Source organism: Roseibium aggregatum (genome assembly GCF_017309185.1).
Lineage (GTDB): Bacteria > Pseudomonadota > Alphaproteobacteria > Rhizobiales > Stappiaceae > Roseibium > Roseibium aggregatum_B.
This window is the reverse complement of the sequence record NZ_JAEKJZ010000001.1, coordinates 2,750,030-2,775,572: the sequence shown is the minus strand read 5'-3', so window position 1 is coordinate 2,775,572 and position 25,543 is coordinate 2,750,030. Positions and strand designations below refer to the sequence as shown.

At 61.0% G+C, this 25,543-nt stretch carries 16 protein-coding genes; 4 read left to right on the top strand and 12 right to left on the bottom strand.

The genetic code is table 11. The annotated features are described in order from the left end of the window. The coding region (locus JF539_RS27885) for a DUF5801 repeats-in-toxin domain-containing protein (protein ID WP_207140711.1) at window positions 1-5,307 on the top strand (5,307 nt) is incomplete at its 5' end. Window positions 5,308-5,371: 64 nt separating this feature from the next. Here JF539_RS27885 and JF539_RS12160 read toward each other — a convergent pair. From JF539_RS12160 to JF539_RS12130, 7 genes are all read right to left on the bottom strand, one after another. After that, a complete protein-coding gene (locus tag JF539_RS12160; RefSeq protein ID WP_207140709.1) occupies window positions 5,372-6,334 on the bottom strand; it encodes a transglutaminase-like cysteine peptidase in 963 nt (320 codons plus the stop codon). Between the two features lie 28 nt (window positions 6,335-6,362). Beyond that, entirely contained in the window at window positions 6,363-7,676 is a 1,314-nt protein-coding gene (locus tag JF539_RS12155; RefSeq protein WP_207140702.1) for an HlyD family type I secretion periplasmic adaptor subunit, read from the bottom strand. Next, the gene (locus JF539_RS12150) at window positions 7,673-9,877 is read right to left on the bottom strand and encodes a type I secretion system permease/ATPase (RefSeq protein ID WP_207140701.1); all 2,205 of its coding nucleotides are present in this window, start codon (window positions 9,875-9,877) and stop codon (window positions 7,673-7,675) included. The genes JF539_RS12155 and JF539_RS12150 overlap by 4 nt, the downstream gene beginning before the upstream one ends. 179 nt (window positions 9,878-10,056) lie before the next feature. Continuing rightward, on the bottom strand, window positions 10,057-11,379 hold the full coding sequence (locus JF539_RS12145; RefSeq protein ID WP_209017106.1) for a TolC family outer membrane protein: 1,323 nt from the start codon (window positions 11,377-11,379) through the stop codon (window positions 10,057-10,059). Window positions 11,380-11,859: 480 nt separating this feature from the next. Further along, window positions 11,860-13,032 (bottom strand): osmoprotectant NAGGN system M42 family peptidase, encoded by a 1,173-nt coding sequence (locus JF539_RS12140; protein WP_207140699.1) that lies wholly within the window; start codon window positions 13,030-13,032, stop codon window positions 11,860-11,862. Next, on the bottom strand, window positions 13,029-14,810 hold the full coding sequence (gene ngg, locus JF539_RS12135; protein ID WP_207140694.1) for an N-acetylglutaminylglutamine synthetase: 1,782 nt from the start codon (window positions 14,808-14,810) through the stop codon (window positions 13,029-13,031). The genes JF539_RS12140 and ngg overlap by 4 nt, the downstream gene beginning before the upstream one ends. A gap of 2 nt (window positions 14,811-14,812) precedes the next feature. After that, window positions 14,813-16,588 (bottom strand): N-acetylglutaminylglutamine amidotransferase, encoded by a 1,776-nt coding sequence (locus JF539_RS12130; protein WP_207140691.1) that lies wholly within the window; start codon window positions 16,586-16,588, stop codon window positions 14,813-14,815. Between the two features lie 84 nt (window positions 16,589-16,672). Here JF539_RS12130 and JF539_RS12125 point away from each other — a divergent pair, with 84 nt between their 5' ends. Then, a complete protein-coding gene (locus JF539_RS12125; protein WP_207140684.1) occupies window positions 16,673-17,149 on the top strand; it encodes a MarR family winged helix-turn-helix transcriptional regulator in 477 nt (158 codons plus the stop codon). A 14-nt stretch (window positions 17,150-17,163) separates the two neighbouring features. On the opposite strand, the gene JF539_RS12120 is transcribed toward JF539_RS12125, so the two are convergent. Beyond that, window positions 17,164-19,308 carry an EAL domain-containing protein gene (locus JF539_RS12120; RefSeq protein ID WP_207140680.1) on the bottom strand — a complete coding sequence of 715 codons (2,145 nt, stop codon included), beginning with the start codon at window positions 19,306-19,308 and terminating at the stop codon, window positions 17,164-17,166. A 512-nt stretch (window positions 19,309-19,820) separates the two neighbouring features. On the opposite strand from JF539_RS12120, the gene JF539_RS12115 reads away from it, so the two are divergent. Together JF539_RS12115 and sfsA are read left to right on the top strand one after the other, a co-directional pair. Next, window positions 19,821-21,245 (top strand): TrkH family potassium uptake protein, encoded by a 1,425-nt coding sequence (locus tag JF539_RS12115; protein WP_207140949.1) that lies wholly within the window; start codon window positions 19,821-19,823, stop codon window positions 21,243-21,245. Window positions 21,246-21,287: 42 nt separating this feature from the next. Continuing rightward, window positions 21,288-21,992 (top strand): DNA/RNA nuclease SfsA, encoded by a 705-nt coding sequence (sfsA, locus tag JF539_RS12110; RefSeq protein WP_207140678.1) that lies wholly within the window; start codon window positions 21,288-21,290, stop codon window positions 21,990-21,992. Between the two features lie 24 nt (window positions 21,993-22,016). Here sfsA and JF539_RS12105 read toward each other — a convergent pair whose 3' ends face one another. The 4 genes from JF539_RS12105 to JF539_RS12090 all read right to left on the bottom strand — a co-directional run bounded on the left by JF539_RS12105 (window position 22,017) and on the right by JF539_RS12090 (window position 25,521). Further along, entirely contained in the window at window positions 22,017-22,700 is a 684-nt protein-coding gene (locus tag JF539_RS12105; protein ID WP_207140677.1) for a L,D-transpeptidase, read from the bottom strand. Window positions 22,701-22,976: 276 nt separating this feature from the next. Further along, window positions 22,977-23,486, bottom strand: a complete 510-nt coding sequence (gene gpt / locus JF539_RS12100) for a xanthine phosphoribosyltransferase (RefSeq protein WP_207140676.1) — start codon at window positions 23,484-23,486, stop codon at window positions 22,977-22,979. A gap of 15 nt (window positions 23,487-23,501) precedes the next feature. Then, window positions 23,502-24,245, bottom strand: a complete 744-nt coding sequence (locus JF539_RS12095; RefSeq protein WP_207140675.1) for a competence/damage-inducible protein A — start codon at window positions 24,243-24,245, stop codon at window positions 23,502-23,504. A gap of 76 nt (window positions 24,246-24,321) precedes the next feature. Beyond that, a complete protein-coding gene (locus tag JF539_RS12090) occupies window positions 24,322-25,521 on the bottom strand; it encodes an FAD-dependent monooxygenase (RefSeq protein WP_207140674.1) in 1,200 nt (399 codons plus the stop codon). Window positions 25,522-25,543: the final 22 nt, after the last annotated feature.

Genomic DNA, 25,543 nt, shown 5'->3' with positions numbered 1-25,543 from the left:
GCGGCGCTGTTTGCGGGTGTCGCCAATCCGGGCAGCGACAGCGATCTGCCGGCACCGGTTTACGCCCGGAAGGACATCGTCGACGGGAACTCGGGATATTCCGGCAACGGCGCCGACTTCTACGCGCCGGAGGCGCAGAGCTTCACGCTTCAGATTGACGCGGACAATCCGGACAGCGGTCTTGTGACCAGCGAAGGGGAGGCGATCACCCTTTTCCTGGAAGACGGGCTGGTTGTCGGGCGGATCGACGATGCGGAGAGCGCGAACAACGGCAAGGCGGTGTTCGCGATCCACATGGCGAGCGCGTTCGACGTGGCTACGGGTGCGGACCTGAATGAACTGAGCATCGTCCAATATCAGTCTGTCTACAACGCGGACAGCACGTCCAGCGACGACACGGTCGATCTTTCGGGCAAGGTCTATGCGGTCCTGACGATCACGGATGCGGACGGCGACGCGGTGTCGAGCGACCCGGTGGACATCGGCTCCTCGATCCTCTTTGCCGACGACGGACCGGAAGCGCTTTCCGGCGGATCCGATATCGCTCTCGATGAAGCGAGTGCGCTTGCAACGCCAATTCAGGGTCAGTTGAGCTTTACTCCCGGCGCCGATGGAGCCGCCGTCAGCGAGGTCTTGCTGGTTCAGTCGGATGCCGGCCATGTGCAGCGTTTCGATCTGACGGACGGGGCTGGAGCGACCGGCGAAGATCTGCTTGTGGGTGGCAACCGGGTTACCCAGGACGTTTCCGAAGAAAACGATGTTATCACGGTTGTGGGTGTTGTCGATGACGGTGCCGAGACCCCGACGATTGCCTTCACCATCATGATCGACCCCGACGGGGAGTATACCTACGAACAGCTGCTGGCCTTCGATCATCCTCAGGCCGGGGAAGACGATGTCATCGCGCTGCGCATGAACTTCACCGTCACCGACGGGGATGGCGACAGCGACAGCGCTCAAGCCAATATCTATGTTGCCGATGACAGCCCCGTTGCGGGCGAACCGGGTACGGAGACAGTCTCGGAAGACGGCATTGCGACGGAAAGCGGTGCGATGCTGGAGGGCATTTCTCTCGGGATCGACTGGGGGAATGACAGCTATTCCGGCCGCGGTGTTGTCTTTTCCGAAGCGACACCTGTTTCCTATAGCGATGCAAACGGTTCCCTCACAGCGCTGACCTCCAACGGTGCAGAGGTTGCCTATACTTCCATCGATGGCGTTCTGGTGGGCTACACCGGGGCGAAGCCGTCCGATCTGGCGGCCGATAACATCGTCCTGACCGTTTCCCTGTCCGAGGACGGCGCGGGCAGTTACGATTTCACCCTTCTGCAACCGCTCGATCACGCCGATCCCGTCGACGGTGCGCACTACATCGATCTGACATTTACTTTCAATGCCGTGGACTCCGATGGTGACGTCAGCGCAGACAGCACATTCACGATCCGGGTTGACGCGGCCGGCGAAATTTCCTCGATCGATTACTCCGCCCTGACCTCCGGTGTGTTCATCAACCTTGGCGAAGGTGCTGCGAAGGTCGACGGACAGAAGGTCTCAGGCGATACGGCGACGGATCTTTCCGGTACCGGCCAGCCAGTGGTCGGTATCGACGGTGTCGCCGGGATCGCGGATGCCTATGGCGGGGCCGGGGACGATGTCCTGATCGGACATGATGGCCAAGTGAATATCCTGGCCGGCAATGCGGGCAACGATACCTTCGTTCTGGGAGCCGAAACCGTTTCGGAGGCAGACGAAACACGAGCCGTGATGCTCGGCGACGGAACCACCTTGGATGTTTCCGTTACCGGTCTTGTCGGCACCAGCGACACGGTTCTGGGTGGCGAGGGTGACGACAAGGTTGTTCTTGACAAAGGGTCTTCCAAGACCGGTTTCCTGCTCGATTTCGGACAGGCAACCCTCGAAGGCATAGAGCAGGTCGAAGGAACCGGCAAAGGCGACGTGATCGTTACCGGCAGTTCCTATCTGAGCGACGCCGACGATGGCGGAATCGCGATCGATGGTCAGGGCGGCCATGACATCATCCAGAGCGGCGCGGGAGACGATACCCTGCTCGGAGGGCGCGGCAACGATCTGCTCTCGGGGCTTGATGGCGACGATCTTCTTATCGGAGGTTCCGGCGACGACGAACTTCATGGCGGCGCGGGCGAGGATGACCTGCGCGGTGGCAAAGGCAGCGACCTTCTGATCGGCGGCGCCGGTGATGACGTGATCGACGGCGGCAAGGGCGACGATACCATCGTCTGGAATGCCGGGGACGGCAGCGATGTCGTGGACGGCGGCAGAAGCCGGGATACGGATACCTTTGTCGTGAACGGCAGCGGATCGGGCGAAACATTCCTGATCGAAACAGTCGATGCCTATGACGCCCGGACTTCGCTTGGCGCAAGCCTTGCCGGCGGCACGGAGATCATCGTTTCGCGCGCGGTGAACGGCGGCGGCTATGAGATCGTGGCGCAACTTCAAAACATCGACGATATCGTCATCGATGGCGCGTCCGTCTCGCCGTCCGGCCCGGGCATCGGCGTCACCGTGTCCGGAGACTTCTCGTCCACCGACCTTGACGCGGCGACGATCACCATCGTCGGGACCACGGGCGACGACGTCATCAATGTCTCCGATTTCACCGGCAGCAACGCCGGGGGCGAGCAGCACATCTTGTTTGTTTCCAATGGCGGCAACGACCGGATCGAAGGTGCCCGCGCGTCCGATGTCTTCGATATCACCGGCCGGATTGTCAGCGGCGTGGAAGTGTCCGGCTCCGGCGAACGGATGGTTTCCTTCGAAGACGGCAGCACTGTCGTCTTCACGGGCGAAACGCCGGTCTTCGTGACCGATGCCGGTACGCAGAACGAAACCGTCGTCAATCTGCCGCCGATTGCCTATGGCGATGCGGTTTCCGGCGAAGAGGATCAGGTGGGTGGCATCCTCGGAAATGTCCTGGCCGACAACGGTGAAGGGGCCGATCTGGATCTGGATGGCGGCTCGCTGAGTGTGGTCGCGGAGACCAAGGCGACCGCCAATGGTGTCGTTCAGATCTTCGAGAACGGCGATTTCATCTACACGCCGGCTGCCGATTTCAACGGAACCGACAGTTTCGAATACACGCTCGAAGACGGCCAGGGCGGTTCGAACACGGCAGGCGTCACCGTGACCGTTCAATCGGTCAACGATCCTGCCGAGGTGAGTGGCGAGACCAGCGGTTCGGTTGCCGAAGACGGTGTCACGGTCGTGACCGGTGACCTCGACCATTCGGACAGCGACAATGCCGACGATGTCTGGCAGACGGTTGACCAGCCGGCTGCAAGCGACAACGGTTACGGCACCTTCACGGTAACGGCCGGCGGTCAGTGGACCTACACGCTCGACAAAAACCATGAGGCGCTGCTGGATCTGGATGCCGGCGAAACGCTGGCCGACACCTTCACCGTCTACACCGAGGATGGGACGTCCAGCCTGGTTTCGGTGACGATCAATGGCGCCAACGAGCTGGCTTACGCGGTTACCTATGAGATCGGGACGTCCGCAGGGACCACCTTGGGCACGGCCTTCGATCTGACGGGGCTGAATTTCGTTACTTCTCAAGACCCCGATATCGGCGACTCCCAGCAGAACCCCTCCGTTACCATAAGTGCGCAGGGAACCGAGGGCGAGTGGGACTACTACCGGATCGATATATCCGAGGACGGCACAGAGCTCATTCTGGATGTCGACTACGGTTTTTCCGCCAGCCAGTACTACGATGCCTGGATGAACCTGCTCGACGCCGCAGGGAACACGATCGCCTCCAATGACGATGCCCTCACGGACAGCGGTGGAGAGGGCAGCGCGTTTCCCCTGGACTCCTACCTCAGCGCCACCCTGGATGCCGGCACCTATTATGTTCAGCTCGGCGGCTTTCCCGATCGTCCCTTTGAAAGCGACTACACCTATGAGCTTCAGGTGTCGGTCGTTGCGCCGGGCGATCCCATCGCGCTCGATCTGAACGGCGATGGCGTCGATCTTTCCGCGTCCGTCGCGTTCGATATCGACGCCGATGGCGACCTCGAAGAGATCGGCTGGGCCGGGCCGGAGGACGGGCTTCTGGTCATGGACCTGGATGGGTCCGGCGCGATCGAGAATGGCACCGAGGTCTTTTCCGAGATCTTCAACGGCGGGTCTTTCGAAACTTCACTTGAGGCCCTGGCATCGCTCGACGACAATGGCGACAGCACTATCGATGCCCGGGATGACGCCTTCGAGGGTATTCAGGTCTGGCGCGACGCCAATTCCGACGGAGCGGTACAGGACGGCGAACTGATTGGGCTGAGTGAACTGGGCATCGAGTCCATCGACCTTGAAGCCGCCGCTGTCAGTCAACCGGTCGACGGCAATACCGTCTTTGCTGAGGGCACGTTCACAAGGGCGGACGGCAGCAACGGCACCTATGTCGGTTTTTCCTTCGGTGCCGCGAATGAAGATGGCCGGGAGAGCGAGGAGACCACCCGTCAGTCAACCGCGATCGCCGCAGGCGCCGCGCTCGTTCTCTACACGGCCTCCGCGGAAGAAGTTGCCGCCGGGCTGGCGAAGGTCGCCGTAACAGGCGCTCCCGCGCATGGCGAGATCACCGTGACGGACGACTTCACGGTTACCTTCGCAGCGGATGAAGGTTATGAGGGACCGGATACCACGCAGCTCGAGCTGGTGTTCGAAGACGGTTCCGTGGTGACGCGGTCACTGGAGCTGGATGTTCTTGGCGCGGACGAAGTTTACGCCACTCCAACCTCCGAAGCTCAGCAAGCAGACGCGACTGCGACAGAGAGCCAGTCAAATCCCGTTGCCGATGCGGAGAACGGGGCCGTTCCTCAGGCCACGCCGAAAATCACCGCGTCGGTCATCGCCGGTGACGACGGCGACAACATCCTGGTTGGAACCGATGGGGACGATATTCTGGCCGGAGGACTCGGTTCGGATATTCTCACTGGCGGCGAAGGTGCGGACACATTTGTTCTGAGTTCGCTGGCAGAGGCCGATGTGATCACCGACTACACGTTCGAAGACGGCGACAAGCTCGATCTCGGACTGCTTCTGGACGGGGCTTTCGGTCCCGGTGACGACATCGATGATTTTGTCCGTGCGCAGCTGGATGCCAACGGAGATATCCGCATCGAGGTGGACCTGGACGGGGCTGGTACAGACCACGGCTGGCAGGACGCGGCCGTGCTGCAGGATCACGTGTCCATGGGCGAGACGATCCAGATCGTGCTTGACACCCACGGCACGGAAGCCGGGGTTGACGTTACCGGGGCGTAATCGCTTGGAAGTTCTCGGCACGGTGCAGCCGCATTCGGCGTGATTCGCGAGAGGGCCAAGCGGATTATTCGGTCGAAGGCCTCACGCGGGCCGCGAGGCGCACCGGATTGCCCGCCTGCGCCACATGGGACCATGCGCCGGCGGCATTGACGGAATAAAGCGCCCGGTAATTCGGCAGGTCCCGTTCGAAGCGGACGCGGGAAAAGCGATTGTCCAGAACGAGCCAATTGCCCTCGTGGCGCACGCTGAGAACCGCGTGATGACGTTTCGCCGCCGTATCGCGCAACACCACGATCCTCATGTCTTCGTCCGCTATGCCGAGATCGCGCAACAAGGCGTATTTCAGGATGGCGTAGTCTTCGCAGTCGCCCGCGCGCCTTTCCAGTGTCTCGGCCGGGCTTGCCCAGTATTCAGGCTTTTGCCAGAGACGTCCGTCCTGTCGGTAGGCCACCAGCCGGTTGACCATGTAGTTGACTTTCGGGATCTGCAGTCCGCGCCGTGATTTGCCGGCCTGCTCCAGAATGGCGGCATATGCCCGAAAGTCCGCGCGGAGCGAACGGCCGGTGCGGAGGCCGCCGAGCGCTCGTTGCCAGCGATCGGAAACCGGCGTCAACGCCACCGGATTGCCAAGGGCGCCGAATAGGGACGTGGATTTTCGCTCTCCGACGGACCCGGGCGACCATTCGACAGTTTCCTGGCTGCGGCGTGCACGCACCGGCTTGGCGGATGGCGACCTGATTTCTGTTCCCGCGAAGGAAGCAGAGGGCGGAAGACCGGTCCGCACTTCCCGGGCCGTGAAGGGTGAGCCGAACCGGAATTCAACTGCGTGGGTAGCGAAAGGCGCCGGGTGAAACAGGGAGATCTGGAGCAGGGGCCGGGCATCCGATGGGGCATCCGCCATTTCCGTGGCCGGACTGGATGCGCAGGACGCCTGAAGGGCGAGCGCCGCAAGCCCGATCCGCCACAAGGCAGGCACAGCTTTTCTGTTCGCGGCCGGATATTCCGGCGCGGTCGCACTCTGTTCCATCTGCCGATCGCCTCATTTTAACGAGACGTCAGCGCTCCCGGAGTGCCTGGTCCCGAACTTTTTTGATCGGCTTCAAGATGTAGTCGAGAACGCTTTTCTCGCCGGTTAATATATCTACCGACGCGACCATTCCCGGTATTATTGGTAAAGGATCGGTTTCAGAACCAAGATAATTTTTATCTGTTCTGATCATGACGCGGAAGAAGCGGTTACCTTCTTCATCTTCCGTCGTATCCGCGGAAATGCGTTCGAGCTTGCCTTCCAAACCGCCATAGATGGAATAGTCGTAAGCGGTTATCTTGACTTGCGCCATCTGGCCCGGATGCAGGAAGGCGACGTCCTTTGGTCGGATCTGCGCCTCGATCAGCAAAGTATCTTCCAGGGGGACGATCTCCACCAGATCCGCGCCCGGCTGGACGACGGCGCCGATTGTGGTGATGTTCAGCTTGTTGATGATGCCCTTGACGGGGGAAACCAGCTCAGTCCGGCGGACCCGGTCGGCCGCGCCTTTCATGCTTTCCTCGATCACGGCAAGCTCGCCGCGGGCTTCAGCCAACTGCTGTCTCGCTTCGGAAACGAAGGTCGAAACCGCGTTGCGCGAGCGTTCGCTGGCTTCCTCCTTCGCAGCCAGGGCCCGTTTCACGGAGGCCTTGGTGATTTCAAGCTCGCCTTCGCTTTCCGTCAACTGGCGCTGCAGTTTCAAAAACTCGATTTCTGGCAGGACCTTGCGCTCGAACAGTCGCTGGTTGATCTCGACCTCGCGCCGCATGATTTCAATGACATTGTCCAGCTTGGTCTTCGTCGCCAGGAGTTCCTGGTATTCCTGCTCTTTCTGCGAGGCCTGATTGCTCAGGACGCCCAGTTCGTTTTCCAGGCTGGTATTCTTGTCCCGAAAGACATTCTGTTCCTCGGCAATCAGGGTGGGAACCGCTTCTCTCAATGAGGCGGGGAAGCCGAGCTCCGTCCGGTCGGCTTCCGCCTGCAGCCGCGCAATGCGGGCCAGCAGGGCGAAGCGGCGCTGACGGATTTCACCGAGCTGGGAGGAAAAGGTCGTGTCGTCGATCTCGATGAGCGGCTGCCCCTCTTCGATAATGTCGCCTTCCCGCACCAGGATCTTTTCCACGATCCCGGTGTCCGGCGCCTGAACGACCTGGATCTGACGGGAGGGGACCACCCGGCCGTCGCCCCTGGTCACCTCTTCCAGCGTGGCGAAATAGGCCCAGACCAGCGCGACGACGAAGAGAAGGAGCCCGATGCGAACCACGTTGGTGGTGTAGCGCGGCGGTCTGGTCTGGATGATGTCGCGGATGTCGTTGGCGTAGTTCCAGCCGCCCGTGCTCATACCGTGCCACCTCGCGGGCCCTGCTGGCTGGCGGCATTGACCGCACCCAGTTCCTGAAGCTTGCGAAGCACTTCCTTGCGCGGGCCGTCGAGCGCGACCTTGCCGGCTTCAAGGGTGATCAGCCGGTCGGTCAGTTCGACCAGGCTCATCCTGTGGGTGCTGATGATCACTGTCGTGTCGGGACTGTTGAACTCCTTCAATCGGGCGATGAGGCGGCGCTCGGAAGCCAGATCCAGATGGGCGGAGGGTTCGTCGAGGAAAAGCACACGCGGTTTCCTGAGCAGGATCCTGGCCAGGGCGACCGCCTGTTTCTGGCCGCCGGAGAGAAACCGGCCGCCTTCGCCGACCTGCAGGTCGTAGCCGAGCGGATTCTGGGCAATGAATTCCTCGACGCCCGCGATCCGGGCGGCTTCGATCAGGTCGTCATCATCGGCGAACGGGTCGCCCGCGCCAATGTTTTCGCGCACCGTGCCGCTGAACAGCACATTGTCCTGGGACAGAAAGCCGACATTGGATCTGAGATCCGCCGGATCGAACTGCCGTGTTTCCGTGCCATCGATCAGGACGGAGCCGTTCGAAGGATAATAGAGGCCGGAGGTCAGCCGGCCGATGGTGCTTTTTCCCGAGCCGACCCGGCCGATCAGGCCGACAGTCTCTCCGGGGCCGATCTTGAACGAGACATTTTTCAGGCTGTCGTTCTCCGCACCGGGATAACGGAAGTCCACGCTCGTGAACTCGACCGACCCGGATGCGATGCGCTTGTTGATGTAGGTTCGGCCCGGCTTGCGTTCGGTCTCGGTGGCCATGACCTCGTTCAGGACCTTGAATGAATGCATGGTCTGGCGAAGGCGGGTCAAGGTGTTGGCGACGTTGGCGAGCGGCGCCAGTACCCGGCCGGACAGCATCATTGCCGCGATCAGCGCTCCCATGGTGATATCGCCGTCTGCGATCAGGTAAACGCCCCAGACGATGATGCCGATGGACACTGAAGCCTGGACCAGGCCCGTTCCCGATTGCGCGATCAGCGCCCAGAAACGGCCCGTCATGATGGCGGCGCTGCTGGCGGCAACGGACCGCTCCCATTTCGTCTGCATCCGGCCTTCGGCGTTGAGGGCCCGCACCGTGTCGAGATTGGCGATGCTTTCCACCAGGATGGCGTGGCGGATCGCGCTTTCCCGATGAGACTTTTCAATGGCTCCGGAAAGCGGCGCCTGGACAAAAAGACTGATCGCAAGGACGATGGGAATGGCCACCAGCGGCACGATTGCTAGCGGTCCGACCAGCAACGCCAGAACCGCGACGAAGATGCCGATGAAGCAAAGGTCGATCAGCGAGACCAGCGAGGAGGACGTTATGAACTCCCGAACCGTCTCAAATTCGCGGATGTGATTGGCGAATTGTCCGGAACTGACCGGCCGTTTCTCGAAGTCTATGGCGAGCGCATGCGCGAAGATTTTGCTGGCCAGTTCGTTGTCCGCCTGTTTTCCGGCGACGTTGATGATCTGGCCGCGGGCGATCTTCAGCACGAAGTCGAAGATGAGGGTCAAAATGACCCCGATCGCGAGGGCCCACAAGGTCGGGATCGCGAAATTGGGAACGACACGGTCGTAGACATTCATCGTGAAAAGCGGGGAGGCAAGCGCAAGCAGGTTGATCAGCAGCGCGGCCAGCGCCACGTGAACGTAGTCCCGCCAGTACGACGAGACCGTGCTCCAGAACCAATGTCCCCTGGCGCCGAGTTCGCGTGCGCTTTCTCCGCTTTTGTCCACAGCAGGCTGGAAGAAGATCGCATAGCCGCTGTACTCGTCCAGGAACGCATCGAGAGGACGATTGAGCTTGCTCTTCAGGTCCACGGGATCGACAAGTTCGACGGTGCCTTTGTCCTTGTGGATGGCGGTCAGAACGAACATTCTCGAATTGCGGGTCACGACGATGCAGGGGAGCGCTGCAAGCGGGATCGTGTCGAGATCCTTCTGGTCCGGGAGCGCGTTCAGGCCGCAGTTCGCCGCCGCCCGCCCCAGGGCTCCGACGGACAAGGTTTTCTGTTCCTGGGGAAGACCGCTCCAGATGACGCTGTCCGTCACATGATACCCATGAACCCGGGCGACATACTTCAGTGCTTCCGCAAGCAGGTCCTTGCCAGACGGCGTTTCGCCGACTGTTCCGGCTTGCGTGTTCGGGTCGGTATCGTGATGCAGCATCTAGGGGTAAGCCCTTGTGTCCCCGCGGATTACTTCAGGCGCCGGTGTGCAGGCCCGTCCGGTCTGTGCGCCGGGGCAGGCCCGGCGAGTGAGGCGTTCCGACTCGGTCCGGCATTGCGGCGCCATGAAGTGTAATACAGATTGCCTGAAGGTCAGCAGGGCAATCTTACCCGAAATCGTTAGAATTTGCGTAACGGCTCAAGGCTGAAACCGGTGCTCTGCGGGAAGATCGATCTGTTGTCTCGCTGGCCGTCTGTGGCTTCCACGGGCGGGATCACATTCATGTAGGCCAGAAGGTCGCCGCTGGTCGCGCGCAACTGATAGGTCGAAAACGCATAGATGGCGCGTGCGGAGATCAGTTCGATCTCGCTGTTGAAGAGTGCGTTTTCGGCGTTCAGGACATCCAGCAACGTGCGCTGTCCGATGTCGTATTCCTGGCGGTAGCCGTCCACGACCTGCCTGTTGGCGGCCAATTGGTCACGCAGCGCCTTGATGCGGCTCGTCGTGGTGGTCACGGAGGCCCACGACCGCTCGATACCCTCTTTCAATTCCCGGCGGACCCGGTCCACGCGGATCTGCGCTTCCGCCAGGCGTTCGCCGAACTCCATAGAGAGGGCGGTATCCTGACCGCCGTTGAAAAGGTTCCAGGAAAAGACGAGTTTGCCGGAATATTCGTTGTTGCGGCCTTCGATGCCGCCCAGGTCGTCACCGAGCGCTGCCTGTCCCCTCAGGGCGACTTCGGGGAGGAAGTTTCCTTTCGTGGATTCAAACTCGTATCTGGCCGCGTCGACGTCGGCGATGGCGGCACGCACCGTCGGATGAACCTGGACGGCCGTGTCGACGAGCCGGGTTACCGAGCCCGGCGGGATACTGGCCGGCTTGGCCGGTGCGAGAGAGGACGGTTTTTGACCGACAACCCTTTCGTATTTCGCGATGGTATCGAGAAGCGATTTCTGGACTTCGCTGACGATGACTTCCGCCGCTGCCACGCGTTCGCGCGCCTGGGACCGATCCGCGGCTCCGGTTTCTCCGCCTTCGAACCGCTGCTGGACATCGGAATAGATCCGGCGGTGTTTCGTCACGTTCATGCGGGCTTTGGCCAGAATGGCCGTATGACGGAGCACATCGATATAGGCTTCAACCGCGTCGAGCGCGGTGGCCTCGGCCCGTTCCATGACCCGCAGCGCGGCACCGTCAACGCGTGCGCTCTGTCGGTAGACCTCGTTGACGGAGGAGAACCCGTCAAAGAGGAGCTGCTCGACCGTTACGGTAAACTCCTTCGAGAACCGCCATTTGTCGTTTTCGTTTGTGGTGAAGGAGTTCGGACGGTCGAGACGTTCCGGACCAAGTTCCGCGGAAATATCCAGAGAGGGGAGAAACGCGCCTTGAGACCGCCTGTATTCATAGTTGCGCGCACGTCTGTTGGCCGCAGACTCAAGCACATCCGGGTTGGTCGATACCGCCTCCTGGACAACCTGCTTAAGGTCTGCGGCGGAGGCCATGTTGCCCAAACATGCACTTATCAGGAGTGCCGAAACTGTACGCATTACCTGCTACGCTAACGAAACCGAATTCCCGGAGACAATATTCCAGGTCCCAACCATTCCAAAGCTCCAACTTTTTGCCCGCGGCCGTTCGTGTCCCGGGTGTTGCGTCGAAGCAACTAAATTACGGATAAAACATTATTTGGAACAAGTCATTAACGTATAATTAACCATAAGCTAAAATTGCGATGGGGCGAAGCATGCGCCTGTTGGCCGTTTGAATATGGCGGATCACGCCCGGCAGGTCGGGGCGCGAGGGGGCTGTCTAGACCGGCAACTGGCGTCTGAACATCGAACTTGACCGGACCGTCCCCAAAACAAGCCAGACGATCAATGCAGGGGGAGATCCGGCAATTGCCGGCGGTCCTTGATCTTTCACGACACCGCCAACCGATAAGCCGCGTTCATTTCACAGGCGTTCAGAAAAGATCGTCCGGGCTATTCTCCTGCCGGTTCTGGAAGCGGCTGCTCTGTTTCCGGATTGAGCGTCTGATCCGCATCGCTGGTGGGCTGTCTGGTAAAGCCGCGCAGACCGCCGAACTCGCGCGCGTCGCGCTGGATTTCGACGGGGCTGAGCGTGTAGCCGGTGGCGAGTTCCGCAAGCGAGCGCAGGGCGTGCATGTGAATGCGCTCATAGCCGTGGCTGGCGTCGATACCGAAGGTGATCAAGGCCGTTCGAACGTCGGCTCCCGCCTCGATGGCCGTTGCCGCGTCCGATCTGTAATAGCGGAAAACATCCTTCTGGTACTTGATGTCGTTGTCGCGGCACAGTTGAACCATCTTCCGGGTCAGATGGAAATCGAAGGGGCCGGTCTGGTCCGCCATGGCGATGGTGACACCGAATTCGTCGGAATTCTGGCCCGGCGCCGTGGTTCCGTTGTCGATGGCGACGAGAGAGGCGATCTCAGGCGTCAGGATCGATTGTGCGCCGTGACCGGTCTCTTCCGCGATGGTGAACAGCCAGTAGACATCGACCGTCGGCTCGACATCGGCTTCGACAAGGGCCTTGATGGCCGCCAGCATCACCGCAACACCCGCCTTGTTGTCCAGATGCCGCGAAACGATGAAGCCGTTGTGAAGAAATTCAGGCATCGGCTCTATGGCGACGAAATCGCCGACATCGATCCCGAGACGGTGCAGATCGTCCGTCGACTTGGAATAGGCGTCGACCCGGAGTTCGACATACTCCCAGCCGACCGGCAGCTCGTCCACTTCCTTGTTGTAGGTGTGGCCGGAGGCCTTCAGCGGCAGGATCGTTCCGGTATAGGCGCCGTTTTCGGAAAAGAGCGTCGTGCGGGAGCCCTCGGCGAAGCGGGCGGACCAGTGGCCGATCGGAACCAGTTCGAGCCGGCCGTTGTCCTTCAGCGACTTGACCTGAGCGCCGAGCGTATCCAGGTGAGACACGAAGGCGCGAGCGGGCTTGCGCTTCTTTCCGGGAACTTTCGCCCGCACGCCGCCGCGCCGGGTGATTTCGTAAAAGACCCCGAGCGACTCCAGTTCCTTCGAAACATGCCGGACGATCTGATCCGTGTAACCGGTGGGGCTCGGGACCTTGAGCAGGTCTTTGAGGCGATCGGTCAGATAGGAAATGTCGATGTTTAGAAGGGTCATGTCCCCACTCTGCTCAAGGTCGTCCTGACCGGCTGCGGCACCGACAGGGGGAAGAGAAAGTCGACGAAGCGCTCGGCGGTCGGCTGCGGTTCGTGATTCGCAAGGCCGGGCCGTTCGTTGGCTTCGATGAAACGGTAATCCGGTTTTCGCGGGTCTTTCACCATCAAGTCAATGCCCGTCACTGGAATTTCGATGGCGCGCGCGGCCCTGATCGCGGCGTCTATGAGGGCATGGTTGGTTTCGCCCGTGACATCGTGAATGGTCCCGCCGGTATGCAGGTTCGCGGTGCGCCGGACCGCCAGGGTTTCTCCCTCCGCCAGAATGTCCTGAAGGTCGTATCCCTTTCCGGCAAGGCATCGGCGTACCTCGTCGTCGATTACGATCCTGCTTTCTCCGCCTGTCGCCGCCGACCGCCTGCGGGACTGCGTCTCTATCAGGTTTTCAATTGTCGCCTTGCCGTTTCCGGTCACTTCCGCCGGTTTGCGCAAGGCCGCGGCAACGACCCGGTAGTCGATGACAACAAGGCGCAGATCGTGGCCGGTGACACATTCCTCGATCAGCACATCGTTCGAAAAGGTCCGGGCGACGTCGACGGCCGCTGCGATTTCCTCCGGCGTCGTCAGGCCGATCGCAATGCCCTTGCCCTGTTCGCCGCGGGCCGGTTTGACGACCACGGAGCCGTGTTTTTCAAGGAATGCTCCGAGGTCGGCGCCGGAACCGGCGAGGATCTGGTCGGGCACGGTCACGCCGGCACGCTGGACGATGCGTCTCGTCGTTGCCTTGTCGTCGCAGATCGACATGGCGACGGCACTGGTGAACTCGCTCAGGGATTCCCGGCAGGACACGGAGCGGCCGCCATAGGAGAGGCGGAAAAACCCGCCTTGCGCGTCGACGATCTCCGTCTGTATCCCGCGCCGCCGCGCCTCGTTGATGATGATCGTGGCGTAGGGATTGAGCTTGTCCTCCATGGGAGGGCCGGCGAAGAGCGCCTCGTTTATCGTGTTCTTGCGTTTGACGGTGAAATAGGGAACGCGCTCGAAACCGAGCTTTTCGTAAAGTCCGATGGCGAGTTCGTTGTCGTGCAGGACGGAGAGGTCGAGGTGCGGCGTGCCCTTGGCCTGGAAGATCTCCGCCAGACGCCGGACAAGGCCTTCGCCGATCCCCGCGAAGCGCGCCTGGGGGGAGACCGCAAGGCACCACAGCGAGCAGCCCGTGTCGGCCCCGTTGGTTGCGCGGCTGTGGTCGACGCCCATGGCGGTTCCGACAATCGCACCGGTTTCTTCTTCTTCCGCGACGAGCACCGTGATCGAACGGGGGTCGAGTTGCGACCAGAAGAAATCCGGCGGAACCGGAACCATGCCGCGGCTCAGGTAAAGCTCGTTGACTGCTTCCGCATCGTTGCGCGAGGACAGGCGGCGAACCGTGAACCCCTTCCGCAGGTCGCGGGCCGCCCGGTAGGTTGCCAGATCGAGACGAAAGGTGTGGGAGGGGTCGAGAAAGAGTTCCTGTGGCGCGGTACCGACCAGCACATGCGGATCGCGCACGTAAAAGGCGATGTCGCGCCGGTCAGGCCGTTCGTTGCGCAGGACCTCCACGAGCTTGTCGGTCTCCTGATAGGTGTTCGCAAAGACCAGCCGGCCCCAGCCGCAATCGATGTAGCGGTTTTTCTGCGCTTCGGTCTCTTCAAGCCGGTACTCCGGCTTGAGGCCATGTTCGCGCATCCGTTTCAGGCGGTGGTCGAACGCGCCCTTGGGCCGCGACTGTTCATTCTCGGCCATGGTCAGACCTCCTGCTGTTGCAGCCACATTTCCAGAAGTGCGACTTGCCAGAGTTCGGAGCCGCGCAGGGGGGTGATGTATTTGGTCGGGTCCGCGTAAAGCTTGTCGAGATAAGGCTGGTTGAACAGGCCGCGTTCCCGGGCTGCGCTGCTGGACAGCGTGTCGCGCACCATGTCGAGATAGTCGCCCTGGATGTATTTGAGCGCCGGGACTGGAAAGTAGCCCTTGGGACGGTCGATGACCGCGCTCGGTATGACCATTCGCGCTGCTTCCTTCAAGACGCCCTTGCCCCCTTGGGCGAGTTTGAATTCGGCCGGGATCCGGCCGGCGAGTTCCACCAGCTCGTGATCGAGGAACGGAACGCGGGCTTCCAGTCCCCAGGCCATGGAGTGGTTGTCCACCCGTTTCACCGGATCGTCCACCAGCATGATATTGGTGTCCAGCCGCAAGGCCTTGTCAACGGGGTCTTCAGCGCCTTGTTTCGCGAAATGCGTTTCGACGAAGGCCAGGCTTTCGTTTCGCTCGCAGTGATAGTCGGGCGAGACCGCTTCCGTCATCTGTGCCTGCGTCCTGTCGAAGAAGGCTGCGGCGTAATCCTGGACGGGCTGATTGGAGCCGGTCAGTTTCGGGTACCAGTGATAGCCGGCGAAAACCTCGTCGGCACCCTGGCCCGACTGGACAACCTTGATGTGTTTCGACACCTCGCGCGACAGCAGATAGAAGCCGATGTTGTCGTAAGAGACCATCGGTTCCGACATCGCCCCGATCGCCCCGGGCAGGTTTTCCTGCAGTTCCGACGACGGAATGAAGATCTTGCTGTGATTGGTACCGTAATGTTCGGCGATCAGGTCGGAGTACTGGAACTCGTCGCCCTTTTCGCCGTGGGCTTCCTCGAAGCCGATGGAGAAGGTGGCCAGGCCCTGTTGTCCTTCTTCGGCGAGCAGGCCGACAATCAGGCTGGAATCGACACCGCCGGACAGGAGAACCCCGACGGGAACGTCGGCGACCATGCGCCGGCGGACCGCCTTGCGCAGGGACTCCAGGACGAGATCCCGCCAGTCTTCGGCGCTTCGACCGAGGTCCTCGGCGGTCTTTTCGAAGCCCGGCTCCCAATAGGTATGGTCGCTGGACCGCCCATCCGTCTCAAGAGTGCGCACCGTGGCCGCGGGAAGCTTTCTCACGCCGTTCAGGATCGTTCTGGGGGCCGGCACGACCGCGTGCCAGCTCATGTAGTGGTGAAGCGCAACCTTGTCGATCGAGGTGTCGATACCGCCTCCGGCCAAAAGAGCGGGCAGGGAGGATGCGAAAGCGAGTTTGCCGCCGCTCTCGCTGAAATAAAGGGGCTTGATGCCGAAGCGGTCGCGGGCCAGATGAATGCGGCCGCTCTCGTGCTCGTGAATGGCAACGGCGAACATGCCGTGAAAGTGCGAGAAGCAGTCCTTACCCCATTCCGCCCAGGCTTTCAGAATGACTTCCGTGTCGCTGGTGGAAAAGAACGCATAGCCCTTGGCGGTCAGCTCCTCGCGCAGTTCCTGGTAATTGTAGATGCAACCATTGAAAACCAGGGACAGGCCGAGCGCCATGTCGGTCATGGGCTGCGTGCCGCGTTCGCTCAGGTCGATGATTTTCAGCCGCCGATGGCCGAAGGCGACCCGGCCGCGCTGGGTGACGCCCATGCTGTCGGGACCGCGGGCTTCCATCGCGTCCGCCATCCGGCTGACCCGGATCACATCCGACTGAGCCCCGTTGAAAACCACTTCGCCGCAAATGCCGCACATATTGACAAATTTCTCCGTTTCCTGAAAAGACGGGCACTATATAGAACTCAAATCATTAGAGTTCAATTCAATAGAGGTGTAACGATGGCGTCCGTCCAGTCGTCGCAAGTTGTCAAGGCCATCCGCAAGATCGTCCGGGCGATCGATCTGCGGTCGCGTGAAGTGTCTCGGTCAACCGGTTTGACCATCCCCCAAATCGTCGTTTTGCAAGGTGTCCGCGACATGGGAGAGGTTACCACGAAAGCCCTGTCTGAACATGTGGACCTCAGCTCTTCCACAGTGGTGACCATTTTGGACAAGTTGGAGGCAAAGGACCTTGTCGAACGCTATCGATCGGCCTCCGACAGGCGAATCGTCCATGCCAGGCTGACGCAAAAAGGCGAGGAGGTTGTCGCCGATGTCCCCGGTCTGCTGCACGAGGAATTCGAAAGGAAGTTCGCGGATCTGCAGGCGGGCGAACGGGCGGACATGATAGCTGCCATCGAGCAGATCGCCGAAATGATGAACGCCGACAAACTCGACGCCGCTCCGCTCCTGATGACCGGCAAGGTACAGGATTGAACCGGGTTGCCGGATCAGGCCCGCCGTTTGCCGGGACGGGAGGCCCTCGGCTTCGTTACGCGCGGCAGATCAAAGGACTGATGAAACGCGTTGAGCCGCGCAGGAATGTCATGCGCCGGCACAGGCGGCGAGCAGAAATAGCCCTGAATACCGTCGCAGCGGTGAGCCGAGCATAACGCGAACTCCTGAGCGGTTTCGGCGCCCTCCGCGATGACACGCAGGCCGAGGCTGCGTCCGAGGCCGGCAATCGCCTGGAAAAGATGCTCCTTTTGCGGATCGCTGCAGGCATCGGACAGAAAGACACGGTCTATCTTCAGTTCCTGGAACGGCAGCCGGTGCAGATAGATCAGCGAGGAATAACCGGACCCGAAATCGTCGAGCGACAGCTGTACGCCGATTTCCTGCAATTCGGACAGAACGTCGAGGACCATCTTCTCGCTTGTATCGACAAAGACATTCTCGGTGACTTCCAGGCACAGGATTTGCGGCGCCAGCCCGTAGCTCGCCAGGATCTCCCTGACGGTGCGGGCGAAACTCTGCTGGCGGAACTGGATCGGAGAGACGTTGACGGAGATATGTCCGAACTCGAACCCGGCCTGTATCCATTTCGCGGCCTGCTTGCAGGCTTCCTCGAGCACGAAGTGTCCGACGTCCAGAATAAGGCCTGTCTTTTCGGCGATCGGGATAAACTCTCCCGGAGGAATGAACCCCCGGGTTTCGCTGCGCCAGCGGATCAGCGCTTCCAGTCCTATCAGCCGACCGTCCGTGGGGTTGAGCTGCGGCTGGTAGTGGAGCGAGAGCTGCCGGGTTTTCAAGGCAGCCCTCAACAGCGTTTCGGTCAGCATTTCCGTCTGAACGCGTTCGTTGAGCGGCGCGGTGAAGAAGCGGTAACAGGGTTCGCCCGCTTCCTTCGCGGCCCTCAGGGCAAGCCCGGCGACCCGGTGAGCGGTTTCCACGTCCTCAGCGTCCTGGGGCAGCAAGGCAATGCCGATACAGGGCTCGATCCTGATTTCGGTATTTTCCAGATGAAAGGGAGCCGACAGTTCCTCGATCGTCTGAAGCGCCTTGTCCTCGGCCACGGTCCCTTCGCCGTCAAAAGGCAGCAGAACACAGAAGTCGTCTCCGGAAATGCGCGCAATTTTCGCTCTCGGGCCGAAAATGCCGGCCAGGCGGGCGTAGGCCTGCAGCAGCACGCGATTTCCCGCTTGCTGCCCGAACGTGTCGTTGATCTTGGCAAAACCGTTGAAGTCGAGATGGAGCAGCGAGGCGCAGTATTTTCCCGACTTGGCTTCTCTGAGGATCTTTGAGAGATCGGCGAAGTAGCGTGTTCGGTTGCCGGCCGTGGTGACCGGGTCGGTGTAAGCCAGCTTCTGCAGCTTGTCGTGGAGATCCATGACCTTTTCGAGGCCATGGGCGAGATCGCCGATTTCATCCCCGCGGTCGCAAAACGGGATCGTGTCGGGTTGCTTGCCGGAGGCGAGCTCTTCCGCCGTCTTGGCCAGTCTGCGCAGCGGGCGAAGCTCGAATCTCAGGAGAAGACCGCCGATCAGAACGGCACCCGCCAGTATCAGGAGAGCCGCGGCAAGGATCTTGCCTTGCAGTCTTTCCCGGTCGGCCTGCAGGGCATCCGCCCGGCCGACATCGACGGCGACCGCTCCGGCGAGGTCACGGTCGGCGGTCAGGACCGGCACTAGATACGCCAGATGCTGAGTGTTCCGGACCGGTACCTTTCCTTCGTAAGGACGTCCGGCCGTCAGATCGGCGTAAGCGGGATGGCCTGCTTCAATCGAAAACGAAGCCGCGGGGCTTCCATCCGGTTTGGTGAAGGTCGTGGCAAACCGATCGAAGGATTGCGTCGCTTCCGACCACTTGAACAGATTGACGGCGCCCTGGTTGCTGAAGCCGATGGCCTTGATGAGTTCGGTCAGCATGGCTGAGGACCCAAGCTGCGAACTGACGTTGCCGTCCTTGAGTATATAGGCGACCGGTCGTGCGCTGTTGTCGAATTCCGGCTGAAAAGGGGAAGATGTCTCAAGCGAGAGCATTGCCGCCGCGGTGCGGGCGGCGCCATCGATCTGCAGCGTTGCGTTCTCCTGAGCCGTACGAGAATTTTCGTAATAGCTCAGGGCTGCGATGCAGCCGATGCTGCAGAGCACCATTAGGACCAGGATTGTGCTGATCCTGAGAACGAGCGAATGTGGCCCTAGCCGAGAAATTGAATCTGACCCCTGTTAAATCTACGCTTGGCGAGTTTCGCACCTTTTGCATCGGAAAGTAGTACACATTCGCTACGAAAGTCTGAACAAAAACCTGATTTTTGAGTAATAAGGTCAAGATAATAATAAAAAAATTTGCCTCCCGAATGCAACTTTCTGGTGTATGCTTGGATGTACTGGCAAAAATCTTTTCGTTTAGAGTAACCGTGTGAAAACTGACAGGTCGGGCGACGAAGACGAAGACGGATTTGTACTGCGATCAGAAACATGCCGCGTCCCGCTAGCCGCCGTCGGTTTGAAGGCAATCGTCCGGGTGTTCAGGGGAACGTACGACCTGCCCATTGGAAAATGTTCAGAAAGAGGCTAGGACGAGATGCTTTTGTTTTCGGTGCGGGAACGAAGGCCTGGGTCTTGTTGTTCGGGAAGCGCGGTACTTGATTGCTCTCAGACCAGTTTTGAATGTCCTCGGTTTTTTATATGTCGGTCTTGCGACCGCCATGCTGATCCCGGCAATCGTGGATGTGGCGCAGAAAAACCCGGACTGGCAGGCGTTCGTGTTCTCCGCGCTGCTGACGGGCATGTTCGGCATGCTGTTGTCGCTCGCGGTCGGGGGCGCCTTGCGGGAAGGGCTCGATACGCGGCAGACCTTCATCCTGACGACCCTGGCCTGGGCCACGCTGCCGGTCTTCGGCGCCTTGCCGTTCTTGTGGCTGGGGGTCGGCTATGCGGACGCTGTTTTCGAGGCCGTCTCCGGGTTCACGACCACGGGCTCCACGGTCCTGACCGGCCTGGACAGCCTGCCGCCCGGCTTGCTGGTCTGGCGCTCCATCATGCAGTGGATGGGCGGAGTGGGAATTATCGTCATGGCGATCGTTCTGCTGCCGTTCCTGCGAATCGGAGGAATGCAGCTTTTCCAGAGCGAGAGCTCCGACCGCTCCGAGAAGATCGTCAGTCGGTCCGTTGAACTGATCCGGTTGATCGGCCTTGCCTATCTGTTCCTGACCGTGTTGTGCATCGCGGCCTATCTTGCGACCGGCATGGAATTGTTCGATGCCTTCAACCATGCGCTGACCACCATCGCGACCGGCGGCTATTCGACCCACGATCAGTCCTTCGGCTACTTCAAGAATTCCGCATCCGGCTGGGTGGCCATCGTCTTCATGGTGATCGGAGCGCTGCCGTTCGTTCTGATCATTCAGGCTTTGCGCGGTCATCCCCTGCATCTGTGGCGCGATCCGCAGGTGCGCGCGCTGCTCGGGTTCCTCGCACTGGTTTCGCTGACGCTTACGGTCTACCTGGGCCTCGAGATGCGCTTTCCGTTCGACGAGGCGCTGTTGCGGGCGACCTTCAATGTGGTTTCGATCGTCACGGGCACAGGCTATGCGCTCGGGGACTTTTCCCAGTGGGGCGCTCCCGTGGTGGGCATTACCCTGCTCTTGATGTTCGTTGGCGGCTGCACCGGGTCGACCACGGGCGGCATCAAGGTCTTCAGGTTCCTGGTTTTCTTCGGAACGGTGCGCGCCCACCTGCGCCGGATGGTGCGGCCGCACCGGATCATGTCGGAAGAATACGCGGGAACGCGGCTGACGCCTGAACTGTCCTTCTCCGTCCTTGCGTTTCTCGTTGTCTACATGGGGTCGGTCGGCATCATCACCGTGGCTCTGTCCTTTTTCGATCTCGACCTCGTGACAGCGATTTCCGCAGCGGCGACATCCGTCGGCAACGTGGGGCCGGGGCTCGGTCCGGTGATTGGTCCGGCGGGCCATTTCGCGCCGCTGCCGGACGGCGCAAAGTGGCTCCTGTCGTTTGCCATGCTGGTCGGACGGCTTGAACTCTTCACCGTTCTCGTCCTTCTGGATCCGGATTTCTGGTCCAAGTGATTCCAAGCCGCCAAGGCGGTACGTTTCCCGAAGAGGCTTTTCATGAAGTTTCCAGCTCCCCTGGTCAGCGGACGACTCGTCAAGCGGTACAAGCGCTTCCTGGCGGATGTGGTTCTGGACGAAGACGGGGCCGAAGTTACTGCCCATTGCGCCAATCCGGGCTCCATGCTCGGCCTGAAGGAGCCGGGCGCGCCGGTCTGGCTTTCGCAATCGGACAATCCCAAACGGAAACTCAAGTATTCCTGGGAGGTGATTGAGGCCGATGGTGCGTTGGTCGGCATCAATACGGCGCATCCGAACAGGCTTGTGGAGGAAGCTCTGGATGCGGGCCGCATCGCGGAGCTGGCGGGCTACGCGTCCCTCAGGCGGGAAGTCAAATACGGCAAGAACTCACGGATCGACCTTCTCCTGGAAGGCGCGGGCGGTGAGCGAACCTATGTCGAGGTGAAAAACGTCCACCTCATGCGCGAGCCCGGTCTGGCGGAGTTTCCCGACAGCGTGACGGCACGCGGCGCGAAGCACCTTGGGGAGCTGGCCGACATGGTTGGCGAAGGGCACCGGGCGGCCATGGTCTTTCTGGTTCAGCGGCCCGATTGTCCGCGGCTCAACCTCGCGTCCGACATCGATCCAAATTACGCGGCGGCTTTCAAGGCGGCGCGGGCGGCGGGCGTCGAAGTCTATGCGATCGGTTGCGATGTCCGGCTGGACGGAATTGACGCTGTCAAACCCGTCGAAATCGTCATCTGACGTGAGCCGCCCGCCAATACCGGCTCAGGCCTGCCGAACGACGATCGGCGTGGCGTCCGGCACCCGGTTGTAGAGATCGATCACGTCCTGATGCAGCAGGCGCACGCATCCGGAAGATACCGCCTTGCCGATCGACCAGCTTTCGGAAGTGCCGTGGAGGCGATAGAGCGTGTCCTTGCCGCCTTCAAAGATGTAGAGCGCGCGCGCTCCGAGAGGATTGTCGAGACTTGGCGGCATGCCGTTGCGGAATTCTTCGAGTTCCGGCTGACGGGCGATCATCTCCGCCGGCGGTGTCCAGGTCGGCCACGCCCTCTTGTACTGGATCTTCGCCCGTCCGCCCCAGGCAAATCCGTCGCGGCCGATGCCGACGCCGTAGCGCATGGCCTTGCCGTTTTCCATGGTCAGGTAAAGGAACCTGTTCGGCGTGTCTACGATGATCGTGCCTGCGGGCTCCTGGGCGCTATAGTCGACCAGTTGGCGGTAGTAGGCCGGATTAATCTGCGTCAGGTCCACGGCCGGGATCGGGAAGCGCTCCTCGGGCATTGCCCGGTACATCTGCACATATTCAGGCGATATACGCGCAGCGGTCTGCTGAGGCGTGCCCGGAGCTCCCGGGCGAAGAGGAAGTTGTCCACCGCGCCGATTGGAGACACACCCCGCTGCAAGGGAGGCTGCGGCGGAGGCAAGGAACAAACGTCGATTCAGCATTCAATATTCCGTTCGGTGTTTCGCGTTTCCGCATGTTGGAGATCGTTGCAGAACAACGCGGAACAAGCTCCAGAGTTCTATGTTGACGGTTCGTTGATCCGAACTCTCGATCGCGTGAAGCGCATCGGTCCGGCGTGGGGGACGAAAAAGACCGGCTGGACAAGGTGTCCAACCGGTCGAAAAAGGCCTTACCAGATTATTCGGGGCGGAAAAGTGGCGGCGTCATCACCTTGCGGTGAAGTGCGCAACGGCAGTGCGTGCCGTTGGTGCGCCGGTTCAGCCCGCCGTGTCTTTCGTCAGGGGCGGTTGGAACTGCCAGCCCATGTCCCAGGGGAAGTAAATCCAGGTGTCCTGTGAGACTTCGGTTATGAACGTGTCGACCATCGGGACACCGACCGGTTTCGCGTAGACTGTCGCGTAGTGCGCCTTGGGCAGCATGTCGCGCACGACCTTGAGTGTCTTGCCCGTGTCGACGAGATCGTCGATCACCAGCACACCGCTGCCTTCGCCTTCCTTCAGGTCGATCACTTTCGGGTCGATCGGCTTGATGACCTTCAACTCGCCCTGGCTGTCATAGTCGTGGTAGGAGGCGATGCAGACCGTTTCGATGGTTCGGATGCCGAGTTCCCGGGCGACGATGCCGGCGGGAACAAGGCCGCCTCTCGTTATGCAGACAATGGCCTTCCATTCGCCCTCGCTTGAAAGCCGCCAGGCCAGGGCGCGGGAATCTCTGTGAAACATGTCCCACGACACCGGGAACGCTTTATCTTGAGCAGGGTTTTCCATGGTTCTTCCTTCAAGTTATCCGGAAAGCTCGGCAACGGCCCGGGCCACGTCGCGCGTTGCGGCGTCCAGAATGTCTTTGTCGCGCGAACGGATAACGATCTGTGTGGTGAATTTTCCGTCGTTTGCCCTTGGATAGGAGCCGATCAGGGTCTGTGGATGCGCACCCTGGATGTCGGCCAGGCGTTCGGCGATGCGGCTTTCGGGCATGTCTGCGGGAACGGTTTCCGACAACATCTTCCTGCCTGTTCTCAGGGTCGGGGCGATGGCGTCCATCATGGCCTGCATTATGGCCGGCACACCGGCCATGACATGAACGTTGCCGATCCTGAAGCCGGGCGCTTTGGAGACCGTGTTTTCGATCAGGTCGGCGCCCTCGGGGATGCGGGCCATGCGCTTGCGGGCGTCGGTAAATTGTCCCGGCGCGTAATGCGGCTCCATGATGGCGACGGCCCGGGGGTCCAGAAGCAGGGGGACACCGAAGGCAGCCGCGATGCATTCCGCGGTGATGTCGTCGTGGGTCGGGCCGATGCCGCCGGAGGTGAAGACATAATCGTAGCGGGCCCTGAGCGCATTCACGGCGGTCACGATTTCGGATTTTTCGTCCGGGACGATCCGGGCTTCCTTGAGGTCAATACCGATTGAGGTCAGGTAGTCGGCGACAAAGCCGATATTCTTGTCCTTGGTCCGGCCGGACAGAATTTCGTCTCCGATGACCAGCAACGCAGCAGTGACAGCATCGTCTGCTTTTTCTCCGATCATCTTCATTCTCCATGGGCCACGAGTGGGACTTGGCTTTATCTCAGGTTTTCATCCAGCTCAAGCGCCACCGCGACGATCAGTCCGGTGTCCAGCCATAAATGTCGTCGAAACGGGCCGCCAGTTGCAGAGGTGAAGAAAAACGCAGAACCGCGTCCCGGGCCATGGCCGGAAGGCCGGAATAGTGGAAGACCTGTGCATTCGTGAACGCCCGGTTCTGAATATGGGCGGCTCTGGATTTTCGCTGGCGCTCATAGGCGCGCAGCGCTGCGGGAATATTCGCGACATCCCCGGGCAGGTGCCGGCCCAGGATCGCGGCGTCTTCGATGGCCATGCCGGCGCCCTGCGCCATGAAGGGCAGCATCGCGTGGGCCGCGTCGCCAAGCAGCGCGATGTGGCCGTGAGTCCAGGGCCCCGTGGCGTTCACGCTGCACAAGGCCCATTTCAGCCATGTGTCCGGCAGGGCGAGCAGGTTGCGGACTTCCGCCGGCCAGTCCTTGAAGACATGCAGCAAGGCTTTCTTGTCAGCCGCAGCGGACCAGGTTTCGTCCTTCCAGTCTTCGGTCGCCAGGGCCACGATGTTCAGTTCCCTGCCGCCTCGTATCTGGTAGTGGACCAGATGCGCGTCCCGATGCAGCCACAGGCCCGAGTCACCGGTCCACCGGTTCGGAACCTGTTCGATCGGCAGGGTGGCCCGGTAGGCGACCTGTCCGCTGAAGCGGGCGTTTTCATGGTTGGGCAGAAGCTGGCGGGTCTTCGACCACACGCCGTCGGCGCCAATCAGGGCCCTGCAGTCCAGGCTGTGCGTATCCGGACCGGTCCGATACTCGCACGCCAGGTAATTGTAGGGCGTCGACTTGAGGGTCTGGACCTCCGCTCCTAGCCGGAGATCAATGCCCGGCGTCTGACTGACCCGGTCCAGAAGCACGCTTTGAAGATCGGCTCGGTGAATAACCCAGTAGGGATGGCCGTGCCGCTCTTTCAGGAAAGACCCGAGCGGCACCTTTGCCAGCAAGGCGTTTGACCGGGCGGAATGGATCTGCAGGAAATTCGGTGCAAAGGCGTGAGGCTCCAGATCGCCGAGCACACCGAGTTCGTCCAGCACAGAGCACGCGTTCGGTGAAAGCTGGAGGCCGGCGCCGACCTCCGCAAGCCGAGCGGCCTTGTCCAGAAGCACAACTTCATGCCCCTGCCGCCTGAGGGCGAGCGCTGCGCAGAGACCGCCGATGCCGGCTCCGGCGATGACGATCGGGTGATTGGTCTCACCTTCCTGGGGCATTTTTGCGACTTCTTACGGGCAA